This is a genomic window from Vibrio sp. Vb0667, assembly GCF_033391095.1.
In genome coordinates, this window is record NZ_JAWPOL010000002.1 from 1 (window position 1) to 13,386 (window position 13,386).

12 protein-coding genes are annotated in these 13,386 nt (G+C 45.9%); 11 read left to right on the plus strand and 1 reads right to left on the minus strand.

Annotation, left to right across the window (positions count from 1 at the left end):
* Window positions 1–225 precede the first annotated feature (225 nt).
* Window positions 226–1,083 (minus strand): LysR family transcriptional regulator, encoded by an 858-nt coding sequence (locus tag R8269_RS02630; RefSeq protein WP_258643872.1) that lies wholly within the window; start codon window positions 1,081–1,083, stop codon window positions 226–228.
* Window positions 1,084–1,224: 141 nt separating this feature from the next.
* Between R8269_RS02630 and R8269_RS02635 the strand changes: the two genes are divergently transcribed.
* The 11 genes from R8269_RS02635 (at window position 1,225) to yegS (ending at window position 13,330) form a co-directional block, all read left to right on the plus strand.
* Window positions 1,225–2,751, plus strand: a complete 1,527-nt coding sequence (locus R8269_RS02635; protein ID WP_017635363.1) for an arylsulfatase — start codon at window positions 1,225–1,227, stop codon at window positions 2,749–2,751.
* 106 nt (window positions 2,752–2,857) lie between these two features.
* Window positions 2,858–4,159 (plus strand): anaerobic sulfatase maturase, encoded by a 1,302-nt coding sequence (locus R8269_RS02640; RefSeq protein ID WP_318222446.1) that lies wholly within the window; start codon window positions 2,858–2,860, stop codon window positions 4,157–4,159.
* A gap of 85 nt (window positions 4,160–4,244) precedes the next feature.
* Window positions 4,245–5,228, plus strand: a complete 984-nt coding sequence (locus tag R8269_RS02645; protein ID WP_258477037.1) for an AAA family ATPase — start codon at window positions 4,245–4,247, stop codon at window positions 5,226–5,228.
* 12 nt (window positions 5,229–5,240) lie between these two features.
* The gene (locus R8269_RS02650) at window positions 5,241–6,203 is read left to right on the plus strand and encodes a DUF58 domain-containing protein (RefSeq protein ID WP_047101409.1); all 963 of its coding nucleotides are present in this window, start codon (window positions 5,241–5,243) and stop codon (window positions 6,201–6,203) included.
* Window positions 6,204–6,782, plus strand: a complete 579-nt coding sequence (locus R8269_RS02655) for a DUF4381 domain-containing protein (protein WP_054574631.1) — start codon at window positions 6,204–6,206, stop codon at window positions 6,780–6,782.
* Entirely contained in the window at window positions 6,775–7,845 is a 1,071-nt protein-coding gene (locus tag R8269_RS02660; RefSeq protein ID WP_258477035.1) for a vWA domain-containing protein, read from the plus strand. Before R8269_RS02655 ends, R8269_RS02660 begins: the two co-directional genes overlap by 8 nt.
* On the plus strand, window positions 7,838–9,568 hold the full coding sequence (locus R8269_RS02665; RefSeq protein ID WP_033906483.1) for a vWA domain-containing protein: 1,731 nt from the start codon (window positions 7,838–7,840) through the stop codon (window positions 9,566–9,568). The genes R8269_RS02660 and R8269_RS02665 overlap by 8 nt, the downstream gene beginning before the upstream one ends.
* Window positions 9,565–10,866, plus strand: coding sequence for a BatD family protein (locus R8269_RS02670; RefSeq protein WP_318222447.1), 1,302 nt, complete (start codon window positions 9,565–9,567; stop codon window positions 10,864–10,866). The genes R8269_RS02665 and R8269_RS02670 overlap by 4 nt, the downstream gene beginning before the upstream one ends.
* A 49-nt stretch (window positions 10,867–10,915) precedes the next feature.
* Window positions 10,916–11,341 carry a bifunctional diaminohydroxyphosphoribosylaminopyrimidine deaminase/5-amino-6-(5-phosphoribosylamino)uracil reductase RibD gene (locus R8269_RS02675; protein WP_005376542.1) on the plus strand — a complete coding sequence of 142 codons (426 nt, stop codon included), beginning with the start codon at window positions 10,916–10,918 and terminating at the stop codon, window positions 11,339–11,341.
* 172 nt (window positions 11,342–11,513) lie between these two features.
* Window positions 11,514–12,419 carry a LysR family transcriptional regulator gene (locus R8269_RS02680; protein ID WP_258477033.1) on the plus strand — a complete coding sequence of 302 codons (906 nt, stop codon included), beginning with the start codon at window positions 11,514–11,516 and terminating at the stop codon, window positions 12,417–12,419.
* Between the two features lie 8 nt (window positions 12,420–12,427).
* Window positions 12,428–13,330 (plus strand): lipid kinase YegS, encoded by a 903-nt coding sequence (gene yegS, locus R8269_RS02685; protein WP_005376540.1) that lies wholly within the window; start codon window positions 12,428–12,430, stop codon window positions 13,328–13,330.
* Window positions 13,331–13,386 lie beyond the last annotated feature (56 nt).

Genomic DNA, 13,386 nt, shown 5'->3' on the forward strand with positions numbered 1-13,386 from the left:
GTGAGTTTAAAAGCGAGGGAGTAATCGCGCTGAGTTCTTTTAGTTGTTGATTTCATAACACTCTCCAATTTTGGGGGGTGGAAAGTGTCAACCTTATTTAGGACGGCACACACATATAGAAAGAGGCTCATTAACGTGAGCCTCTTTTTTATCTGTAAAATTCTATCTATTCAGGTTTGTAGAAAGCTTGATGACGAAAACGCCTAACGCTTCAATTGACAAGAGTTATAAACAAATTGGTTCGTAGTGGGCTGCCGTTAAGTTGGCTTTGATTTTTTCACGTAGAGCGATGTGGGCTGGGTTGTTTACCTCTCGCTTATGGTAGACGAACTTGTAAGGGATAGAGCGTATCGAAATGGGGCAGGGCAAAATTTGAAGCTTGAGCGCTTTGCTCCACTTGTTCGCAAAAGATTGAGACACTAGACCTAAACAATCGCGTTGTGCGACGTACAACGCCATACCAGCAAGCGAAGATGTGACGAGATCCACTTTTCTTTCCAAAATGGTTTCTTGAGCGAGTTGCTCAAAACCCGACATGTTGTTCCATTTGCCTGAAAACAAACAGTGAGTTTCATCATAAAATTGTTCTTTGCTCAAAGTGCCTTGGATTCGAGGGTGTTGCTCTCGACAAATAATGACGGCCTTTTCTTCGTACGCCTCCTCCATAACAAACGCCGCATCTTTTGTGACCACTGTATCAATTACAAGATCTACTTTTTGTTGTCTTAAAAGCTCAAACAAGATGTATTTTTCGGGAGGTGACTCGTAAAAAATGGCATTTTTTATCGGGCTCATAATGTGCAGCAGAATCTCTGAACAGCACACCTCAAAGTGCTTCTTCTCCGTGATAGCATTATCAATAATACTCACCGCTTGCTCAAACTGAGGCAATAGTTGATACGCCGCGGATGTCAGCGTAATTCCCCGTCCTTTTTTCACAAATAATTGCTTATCTACGACTTGCTCTAAACGCTTTATTGCAGCGCTCACAGCAGGTTGCGTAAGCCCCAATTGTTCCGCGGCTTTTGTATAAGATTGGAACTCCGCGACAACAAGAAAAGTTTGGATCAAATTCAAGTCCATAACGTTACTCATAAATTTAATTTATAGGTTAACTAATTTTGACTGCATTTATCGCCTGAAATTAGTGCTTTATCTTATATCAACAATGGTATTGAAAAGCGAATACCATTTTTTACGCACTAGCGAACTCTTGGAGATAATATGAAAAATGCGACCAAAACGAGCAGTAAAAAACTCGTACTTAACGCATGTACGTTAGCTTTGGGCGCTGCATCTGCAGTTGCACATGCAGCGGACAAACCCAACATTCTTGTCATCTTTGGTGATGATGTTGGTTACTGGAACCTTAGTACCTATAACCAAGGCATGATGGCGTACAACACGCCAAACATCGATAGCATTGCTAAAGAAGGTGCGAAGTTCACTAACTTCTACGCACAGCAAAGCTCGACAGCAGGCCGTTCTGCATTCATCACTGGTCAAATGCCAAAACGTACAGGTCTATCAAAAGTGGGCTTACCAGGCGCTCCGGAAGGTATCTCGGAAAAAGATCCGACGATTGCAACCGTGCTTAAACAAATGGGTTACGCAACCGGACAATTTGGTAAGAACCATTTAGGTGACCGAGACGAGCATCTTCCTACCAACCACGGTTTTGATGAATTCTTCGGCAACCTATACCACTTGAACGCAGAAGAAGAGCCAGAGAACGTGGATTACCCTAAAGATCCGGAGTTCAAGAAGAAATTTGGCCCTCGTGGCGTTATCCATTCTTACGCTGACGGCAAAATCGAAGATACCGGTCCACTAACGCGTAAGCGTATGGAAAATGTTGATGGTGAATTTCTTGATGCCGCAGAGAGCTTCATAGAAAAGCAAGTAAAAGCGGACAAGCCGTTCTTTACTTGGTTTAACACCACTCGCATGCACAACTTCACACATGTTCCTGAAGAATACCAAGGTAAAACAGGTGCCGGTTTCTACGCGGATGGTGTTAAGCAGCACGATGACCAAATCGGTCAGCTACTTAACAAGATCAAAGAGTTAGGTGTGGATGACAATACAATCATTGTTTACACCACTGACAACGGCCCTATGGTTGATTTGTGGCCGGATGCAGGGATGACACCGTTCCGCTCAGAGAAAAACACTGGCTGGGAAGGGAGTTTCCGTGTGCCAATGTTGATTAAATGGCCTGGAAAAATTGAGGCAGGTAAAACATTCAACGGCATGATGTCATTAGAGGACTTTTTCCCGACACTAGTTGCTGCGGCAGGTGATACCAAAGTTAAAGACGAACTGCTAAAAGGCAAAAAAGTTGGCGATATGGACTACAAAGTTCACCTAGACGGTTACAACCAACTGCCATATTTAACGGGTAAGTCAGACAAATCCGCACGAAATGAGTTCGTTTACTGGAGCGACGACGGCGATCTTGTGGCATTGCGCCAAGGAAAGTACAAGTTCCACTTTATGATTCAAGAGAATGAAACGGGTATGGATGTATGGCGTAAGCCGTTCACTAAACTTCGTGTGCCACTGATCTTTGACTTGAGCATTGATCCATTTGAACGAGGCGATCAAGGCATGGGTTATTCTCGTTGGATGTACGAGCGTTCATTCTTAATGATGCCAGCAATGGATACAGTGAAAGAGGTGATGGGTACATTCAAAGAATTCCCGCCTCGTATGGAAGCAGGTTCGTTCGTACCTAAGTCTTCTAAGTAAATTAAGATTATATAGCGCTTTTTGGAGCGCTATATACCCAAATAGCTTCACTTTTGCTGTACAGCGCTCACGAGGTTATTTGGGTATATGTAATAGTGAGAAACGTATGAGTAAGATTTCCCCTCGCCATTCTACTACTATGCCTATTGTTCCTCTTAAAACGGCGTCTAAAGCGCCGGTTCTGGGCGCGTATGACCGTCGATTCCATGTGATGGCAAAGCCAGGCGGAGCAAAGTGCAACATCGATTGTCAGTACTGCTTTTATCTGCATAAAGAAAATCTACTGCACCAAGAAAAGCAGCCAAAAATGGACGACGCAACACTGGAAGCGTTCGTGAAAAGCTATATCGAAAGTCAGGATGGCGAAGAAATTGTATTCTCATGGCAGGGCGGGGAGCCGACGCTGCTTGGGTTGGACTATTTCCGCAATGTCGTAGCTTTGCAAAAGAAATATCAGCCGAAAGGCGTTCGCATTGAAAACGACCTTCAGACCAACGGCATTTTGCTAAACGATGAGTGGTGTGCGTTTTTAAAAGAGCACAACTTCCTAGTTGGCTTGTCGATTGATGGACCACGAGAGCTGCACGACAAATATCGCAAAACCCGCAGCGGTAAGCCAACGTTTGATCTCGTGATGAAAGCGGTAGATAAGCTCAAAGCGCATGGCGTGAAATTCAACGCGTTGGTCACGGTGAATCGTCACAATGCGAAATACCCGCTCGAAGTATATCGATTTTTAACCCAAGAATTGGGTGTGACTTATATTCAGTTTGCGCCGGTGGTAGAAGCCAACAACTTCCAAACAACCGCGCCGCAGTTTTGGAACGAACAGATGATCCCAACCAAAGGCAGTGATCTGGCTAAACCGGGGCATCCAATGTCGATTGTAACGGATTGGTCAGTCGATCCTGAAGACTGGGGACGCTTTTTAATGGCGACCTTTGAAGAGTGGGTGAATAACGATCTTGGCCGTGTGCTGGTTAATCTGTTTGAAACCGCGGTGGCGCAACTAATGGGGAAACCGTCTCAGCTTTGCGTGACGGCGGAGTTTTGTGGCAAAGGGTTGGCGATTGAGCACAATGGCGACGTGTTCAGTTGCGACCACTATGTGTATCCAGAATACAAACTCGCCAACATTCATGAACACTCACTGAATGAAATGGCCTTCTCTACAAGACAATATACTTTTGGCATGGCAAAACGCGATTCATTGCCGACGTATTGTAAGCAATGCCCTTACTTGCCTTATTGTTGGGGTGAGTGCCCAAAAAACCGTTTGATCAAAACGCTGAATGGTGAGAGTGGTCTAAACTATTTGTGTTCGGGAATCAAAATGTTCTTTGATTATGCGTTACCGATGTTGGTTGGTCTTGCACAACTTCTCCAATCTCAAGAACCGCAAAGATAACATAGTGAATATAACCTTAAGTTATTTCATTTGTTCTTATACTTAACTATCGAAAAGACGGCTTAAACCATTGAAAAGGTATCCTATGAACCACGCACAACAAGCGATAAAAGAACTCATCGAACAAACAGAAAAAAGCGTCATTGGACAAAGCCACGTGGTTCGAGCTTTAGTCATTGGGTTATTAACAAATGGGCATATTCTGCTAGAAGGTTTACCGGGAACGGCAAAAACACGTTCCGTAAAATCGTTGGCGAACTTGTTAAACACCAGTTTTGGTCGAATCCAGTTTACGCCGGATCTTTTACCATCTGACGTGACGGGTACTGAGGTTTATCAAGAGCTGGATGGTAAGCCGCAACTCCATTTTCAGTCAGGGCCAATTTTTAACAGCATTGTACTTGCTGATGAGGTCAACCGTGCACCTGCCAAAGTACAAGCGGCACTGCTTGAAGCCATGGCCGAAGGCACAATCACAGTAGGCGATAAAACTCACGTATTGCCAGACTTATTTATGGTGCTTGCAACGCAAAACCCAGTAGAGCAAGAGGGCACGTACCCACTGCCAGAAGCGCAAATGGACCGCTTTATCATGAAGGTTACCGTCGATTATCCAGAAGATGACGCAGAACGTGACATCATTCGTTTGGTGCGCAGTGAAGAATTGGGTGCGGAAACCAGCAGCGAAATTATTACGCCAAAACACATCGAGCCAGACGTGGTGCTAGAAGCGCGCCGTCAGTTACCAAACATCGTGGTATCGGACCTAGTGGAAAACTACATCGTTGCGTTAGTGATGGCGACTCGTAAGCCAGAGCTTTATGCCGATTCAAACTTAGCAAAATGGATTGAGATTGGCTCTAGTCCTCGTGCTTCCATCGCACTCGACAAATGCGCTCGTGCGTATGCGTGGATGCAAGGACGTGACCATGTGACTCCTGACGATGTGCGTGCCATGGTTCCGTCTGTATTGGGCCACCGTTTTTCTTTGACCTACGACGCACTAGCAGACGGAGTCGATCACCAACGAGTCGTACAAGAGCTGCTAGATTGTGTAGAAATTGGGTAAGTGGGAGGCATTATGGCTAAGCCAACTCTTGCGCCAAAATCACAAGGGATGGATCCCCGTTTGTACTGCGATTACGCTCGTTTAGTACGTCTGCAAGCACAAGCAGAATCATTCAGTTTACTTCCTCACCTAAAGGCGGGTAGCGTACTCTCTGGCCGACACAATTCGTTGTTTCGCGGTCGTGGATTGAACTTCGAAGAGCTGCGCCATTACCAATTAGGTGATGATATTCGTAACCTTGATTGGAAAGTTACGATGCGTACGGGTAAGCCGCATGTACGCAGTTATACAGAAGAAAAAGATCGCAACGTAATCGTGTGTGTCGACCAGAGAAGCACAATGTTTTTTGCTTCGACGCAAGTAATGAAATCAGTTGTCGCGGCAGAGATCGCAGCGATGTGTGGGTGGCGAGTATTAAAAGATGGCGATCGAGTCGGTTTTGTCATCGCATCCCCGCAGGCGTTGTTTCACAGCAAGGCACAGCGTTCGCAAAACGATCTTCTGGCGCAACTTAAACGTCTCGCTAAAGCCAATCAATCGCTCAATGTGGACTCCCGCAACTCCGAAAAAGTAACGTTCAGTCAATGGATTGAGCTCATTAAACGCATGAAGCTCAAGCAATCCACTTTGATTTTTATCAGCGACTGGAGCGACTGCGAGGAGCACCATCTTGATCACCTTAAACAGCTGCAACAGCACAATGATGTTCTCGCAGTGATGGTTAGTGACCCATTAGAACAAACGTTACCAGACGATTTGGCAAAATCGAAATGGGTGGTTGGTGATGGGCAGTATCAACTCAACTTAGACAGCAAAGCAAAGGTAGAAGCTGCGAGCGCAAAGCTTGAGGCTCGAACTAGCTTACAGCGTCAATCACTCTCTCAACTTATGGCGATGAAACACCTTCCACACATCGAACTCGATACGACAGGTGAGCACATTAAACAATTCCAAAAACTGGTAGGAGGGCGTTAAATGAGTGATCTTCCTACGCCTCCGAGTACCTACATACTCAGAGAGCTGCATGATGTGGCTGTACCACCCAGCGTGAGTTGGTACCCGCAAACTATTGGCTGGAAAATTTTAGCGGCGGTTGTGCTCATTGCATTGGTGTATGTCGTATATCGATTGGCTCGGCAATGGTGGCATAATCGTTACCGAAAAGAAGCTCTAATGGCGATTTCGCAAATCAAATCGAGCGACAAAGATATGCCTAAAGCATTGTTCTCGGTGCTTAAAGTAGTGCTGATTCATATTGATAGCCGCAACGCGAAATTGTTTGATACCGCCTTTCTGCGCAAGCTCGATGCGCTGTATCCGCAAACCGAAGATTCTCAAGCAAACTCGCAAATGGTTTTTAACGATGAGCTTTCAAAGTGCTGGCTACAAAGTATTGTTGACCCAAGCGTTACGCTAACCAACGAAGATCGTGTAATGCTAATTGCTCGTGCGAAAAACTGGGTGAGTGAACACCGTGGTGATGCTCAAAAAAGCGCGGCAAAGAAATCACCACGATTGAAACGCAAAGCACATCAGGGAGGTCAACATGAATGATCTTCTTGGATCGATAACTGGTTTGTCTGGTTTTGAATTTGCTCACCCAATGTGGTTTCTGGTTTTGCCCTTGCCGTTGGTGGTGTACTACTTGGTGCCTGCATATCGCACTAAGCAAATGGCGATCAAAGTGCCGTTTTTTAGTCAGCTGGTGGAAGCGATTGGCGAGACGCCATCAGAAGGTGCAAGCCAGTTGACCCCGAGTTGGTGGCAACGAGCAACGTTAATTCTTTCATGGCTTTTGGTGGTGTGTGCGATGGCAAAACCCACCGTGTTAGGCGAGCCTCAAGTTCGCGAGAGTTTAGGCCGCGATGTGATGGTGGTGGTGGATCTTTCGGGCTCCATGGCCGAGCCAGATTTCACCTCACGTACAGGCGAAAAAATTTCTCGTCTTGATGCGGCAAAAGAAGTGCTGTCGGAGTTTGTTCAGTCTCGTAAAGGTGACCGATTAGGCTTGGTGCTTTTTGGTGATGCTGCTTTCGTGCAAACGCCATTTACCGCAGACCAAAAAGTGTGGCTCGAACTGCTTAACCAAACCGATGTGGCAATGGCAGGGCAGAGTACCCATCTTGGTGATGCGATTGGCTTAGCGATTAAAGTTTTTGAGCAAAGCGATAAGTCGCGTAGTGCTTTAGAACAAGACCAAAACCGTGAAAAAGTCGCGATTGTATTAACCGATGGTAACGACACGGGCAGTTTTGTTGAACCGATTGATGCGGCGAAAGTTGCGAAAGCCAAAGGCGTGAGAGTACACGTCATTGCGATGGGCGATCCGGAAACGATAGGTGAAACCGCGTTGGATATGGACACGATTCATCGCATTGCGAAAGAATCTGGCGGTGAAGCGTTTGAAGCACTCAACCGTGATGAACTATCGGCTGCCTACGACGAAATTGGCAAACTGGAACCTCAACTTTACGAAAGCACCACATACCGCCCAAAACAAAGCCTTCACCATTACTTGATGGCGTTAGTGGTCATCATGCATTTGCTCGCGTTCAGCGTCGCAACACTTAAAAGAAGGGCTGTTACACGATCATCATTAGGAGAGAGCGATGTTTGATTCTCTTAGTTGGACGCAATTCTTTACGCAGTTTCATTTTATTCGACCACTGTGGTTACTGGCTTTGATCCCCATGTTTTTCTTGGTGTGGTTACGCTGGCGAGAAGAAAGCGAGCCAAGCTGGAAGGATATTCTGCCCGAACATTTACGCAATGCTTTGACGATAGGTGAGCGAGGCTGGCGTAAGCAACTGCCGCTTAAGCTCTTGATGCTGATTGTGTTCATCGCCATTGTGATTTGTGCAGGCCCAACGTGGCAACGAGAACCTTCTCCCTTTGGCGAAGATAAAGCCTCTATGCTTGTGGTGCTTGATAACAGCGACTCGATGCTGCAAAAAGATCTCCCACCAAGCCGCCTTGAGCGTTCCAAACAGAAAGTACGCGATTTGCTAGCCGTGCGAAAAGGCGGAAAAACGGGTTTAGTCGTGTTCGCGGGCAGTGCTCATGTCGCAATGCCTATAACTCAAGACAGCAAAGTATTTGACCCATTTTTGGCGGCCATTACGCCAGAAATTATGCCCGTGCAAGGTAAGCTTGCCGAAAAAGCCTTGCCGTTAATTGATCAACAATTGCAAGGTCAACCAGGCTCCACCGTTCTGTTGGTGAGTGATGGCGTTAATCCAGCCACGATTGAGCAATACCAAGCGTATTTCTCGGGCAAACCTTATCAACTGTTAATTCTTGCGGCAGGGAATGCTGACATTGTGAGTAACAACCCAATGGATTTGGATTCTCTACAAAAACTGGCTAGTCAGACTAACGGTCGATTGGTGGAAGTGACTGTCGATAATAGTGATATCGAGCAACTGAACCGATACGTTGAGCGCAATATGCAGCTTAATGGCGAATCTTCAATGCCTTGGAAAGACATGGGTTATCAACTTCTGTTTCCAATCGCGTTGATCATGATGCTGTGGTTTAGAAAAGGGTGGTTAGTGCAGTGGTGCGTGATTGTAATGATGAGCGGTACACTGTTGATGCCGACCAGTGCAATGGCGGAGAACATTTCTGTTAAAGCCGAGCAGCCACAAGTTGTGCAAAAAGTGACGACCTTCGACAAGGTGGCGCAATGGTGGTGGGATTTGTGGCTGACGCCAGACCAACAAGGACAGCGTTTGTTCAACCAACAAGCGTATTTAGAAGCTGCAAAACACTTTGTCGATCCATTACGCAAAGGCACGGCGTACTACTACGCTAGCGAGTTTGAGCTCGCGCACAGCGCGTTTTTGGAAATGCAAAACGACCCGTCCGAAGAGGTTCGAGATTACGGTCTTTATAATGCGGCGAGTGCATTGGCGCGTCAGCGTGAATATTTGGCTGCACGTGACTTGTTAAAATCCCTAGCCAACAAGCCAACGTTGAGCGAGAGGCTAAGACCGGATGTTGAGCATAACTTGAAAGTGATTGGTGGTATTGTAGAGGACATCAACCGGATGAGTGAGAGTCAGGCAGGAACGGAGCAAGAAGCATCAACCGAGCTAGGCGATAACCCTCAAACCGCAGAAGGGGCGGATGAAAAAACGTCAGCGGAGTTGATGATTAAAGAGACGTTAAGTGCAGACGACATCTTAGGTAGCCAAGAATTAGCCGACAAATGGTTAAAGCGAGTCGAAGCGGATCCTAAATACTTCTTAAATGCGAAGTTTCAGATTCAATTGCGTTCAATAGAAACCGGAGAATCAACCTCTACTGCGAACGAAAATACAGAGGAGGCGGTGCAATGATGAAAAGCCACCGTTTTACGCACTTTGCTTTACCCTTGTGGTTAGTTATCTGTTTCGGTTTCCTCCTGAGCAGTAGTGTGTTGGCTCAAGATATTCGTGACGTTCAACGAGAGCATGGTGTTGAGTTACAAGCGTGGGTTGGTAAACAACCAACGGCTGGAGAGAGGCGGAAAACACCAAGTTTTAGCGTCAATGAGCAAGTTATTTTAACCATCGAAGTGGCAACGCCGCGTTGGTTTACGGGTGGTACGAGAATTGGCAATATTGAAATACCCAATGTTATCGCCAAACAGCGTAATCAACTAGCAACCAACTTTACTGAGCAAAAAGAGGGACAAACTTGGTCGCGTCAACGCTGGGAAGTGACTTTGTATCCTCAAGCTTCTGGTGATTTTGTGATTCCACCTGTCGCAGTGGGCGTTCAGGTGTCGGCGCCGGACGGCGAGAAGGTGTCAGGCACACTTTACACCCAGCCGATTAAGTTCAAAACCGTATTGCCATCGGGCCTGCTGAGTGGTGAGACACCTTGGTTTTCTGCAACAGATGTAGAGGTAAAGCAAGAGTGGGATACCTCCACTGAGTCACTCAAAGTTGGGGATGCAATCACGCGTAAAATCACCATTTCGGCTCAAGATTCACTATCTGTATTGCTACCAGACTTGTTGAAAGGAGAATCAACAACCCGTTATCAAGCGTATCCTCAACCCCACCGTTTGACAGATACGCAAACACGTGGTGATTACCAGTCAACACGCACAGAAGAGAGCGTGTACGTGATTCAACAAGGTGGTGAATTAACCCTGCCGGATTATGAGTTCCGTTGGTGGAACAGTAAGACTCAGCAAGTGGAAACGGTGATGTTAGAGGGCAAAACTTTTGCCGCGAAGCACACGTTGAAGTCCTTCATCAGAACGTACTTTGAATGGATTGTTTCCACGCTTGTGTTGCTGGGTTTTGTGATTATTTCATTGGTAGCCATTAAACGTTACTACCGCAACAGACCGACACCAGCATGGCTGACGTTCCACCGTTTGTTAAAGGCTAAACGTTGGTCTGAAGCAAGGACCATATTGTACAAACAATTGCGTTTAAATACGGCCGAGCTAGAAATGACCAAAGCCGATACGAGTGAATCGTGGCAAAAAAGTGCGTCGCGAATGCAAAATGGTGAAAATAGCGCTCATTTACTGAAGTCGATGTGGCGCAAAGTCCAGACCAAACAAAAACGCTTTAAATTCCGTATTCCGCGAGCGTTACCAGAACTGGACAAAGTCATTGGAAGAGATGACAATGAATAAAACGGGGCGCTAATATAGCGCCTCGTTTTTATTAGAGAATAGAGTTCAAATGAGCCAAGAGTTTATGCGCCGCGCATTGGAAGTGTCCAAAAATGCGCTTCCTGAATGTCAACCCAACCCGCCGGTTGGCTGCGTGTTAGTGAAAGACAATCAAATCGTTTCTGAAGGTCATACTCAAGCGATTGGTGGCAATCACGCGGAAGTGGAAGCGCTGAATGCGTATCAAGGCTCGTTAGAATCGGTGACGGCATACGTTACGCTGGAACCGTGTTCGTTTGTTGGTCGCACGCCAGCTTGCGCGGTGACATTAGTCAAATCCGGCATAAGCAAAGTCGTCGTAGCCATATTGGACCCCGACCCGCGCAACAGTGGTCGAGGTATCGAGATTCTAAAACAAGCAGGTATAGAGGTAGAAACGGGTTTGTGCGGCGAGGAAGTCAGCGAGTTTCTTACCCCTTACCTAGGCAAAGCCTAAGTCAAGCTTTACGTTGCACTATGGTGCCAGTTTATGTGGTGAATGAAGTGCGTCAAAATTGAGTTAAAACTCATTAAAACAAGCGATACCGCCCATTTATTGCACTTGGCTACGTGAAGGATCATGCTGTTAGATTAAAATAGAGAAAGTGACTTTTGAAAAATTTAATAGCATGAAACCGACCGACCTTAATCTTATTCCCATTTTCACTGCCATCTATGAAGAGCGTAACTTGTCTCGGGCGGCGGCGCGTTTAAACATCACCCAGCCTGCGGTGAGTAAAGCGCTAGCAAGGCTACGTGATATCTACGATGATCCATTGTTTCATCGTTGCGTTAAAGGTGTCGAGCCTACCTCGTTTGCGATGGATATTTATCCTGCTCTTCTAGCTTCAGTACAAAATTTCACTTCGACATTATCGGCCTCTAGTGAGTTTGACCCTAAAGTGTCGAATAGAGTGTTTTCTATTGCCTGTGTGTCCGTTGCAAGCTTTGAGTTGCTACCTCAAGTCATGAAACAAATCCGTGTGTCGGCGCCAAATGTTGCATTAGAAGTACATCCGCTTTTTACGGAAGATTTTGAAAGTGATCTGCGGTTACAACGATACGATTTGATCATTGATATCACACCAAGAGCAAGAACGGTGTTAAAACTGGAAACTGTACTTACGGAGCGTTTGGTGGTGGTATGTAGCGAAGCGCATCCACGCCTGAATGACGAGATTACGGCTGAACAATTTTTTGAAGAAGAACACGTAGTGGTTTCGCAGTGGCAGAGTCGTAAGAGCTTGTTAAACGCCGATGACATTGTCGACTTGGATAAGAGAAAGATTAAGTATCGAGCCTCAGGCGTACTAGAAATGCTCCCAATTATTTGTGGTAGTGAATACATTGGTTTAATGCCAGAGTGGATGATCAACTTGTTCAATAACACCTATCATGTTAAATCTTTATCAATGCCATTTGATGAACAAATGTATGAGCTTTGTACAATCTGGCATCCTAGTCGCACAAACGACAGCGCCCATCAGTGGTTACGTTCACAGATTAAGCAAGCAGGAAAAGTCATCAACCAATAGGAAGTGCAATGAAAAAGACAATACGTGCCATCCTTAACGGAAAAAAAGCTGGGAATCCAGAGTTAAGAGATGCAATCATGAAAATGAGAGAAAAAGGCATCGACGTACAGGTGCGTGTGACGTGGGAATCTCAAGACATGCCGCGGCTAGTTAAAGAAGCGGTTGATGAAGGCATTGAACGTATTGTTGTCGCTGGTGGCGATGGGACCGTCAATGAGGCGGCTTCTGCGATTATTCAAATTGACAAAGAAAAACGCCCTGAGTTAGCCATTATTCCCCTTGGTACCGCCAATGACTTTGCTACCGCTATTCAAGTACCTAATTCCATTAAGGCGTCTTTATCTCTTGCTGTTGAGGGGCAGTCCGCTTTGGTCGATTGCGTCAAAGCGAACGATCGCTGCTTTATTAACGTGGCAACAGCAGGGTTTGGTGCAGAAGTTACAGCAGAAACGCCTGTTGAACTCAAAAACTTTCTTGGCGGCGGAGCTTACACGTTAACTGGTGTTATAAAAGCACTTGGCTTTAAACCATATGACGGAACAATAAAGATTGAAGGTGGCGCGTATCAGGGAGAAATGTTGCTCGGTGCGTTTTGTAATGGGCGCCTTGCTGGAGGTGGGCAAGAGTTAGCTCCAAAAGCGATGATTAATGATGGGATGATGGATCTAACATTGGTGCGCCCATTTTTACCTCATGAGCTGCCTAAAGTAATCGACGAGATCAATAACCCGAGTGAGAAAGGAGAGTTTGTGAAGTACACTAAAGCAAGCTGGTTGGAGATAGATTTTCCGAATCCATTGCCTCTTAATTTAGATGGAGAACCTTATCATTCGAGAACCATTAGATTTGATGTTCAGCCTAAGAGTATACGATTAGTCGTACCGCAAGATTGCCCTTGCTTGACTAGCTAAACGAGCGTTTTCCATGATTATTGCGTAACACAGCCACTAAAATGTGGCTGTGTTAT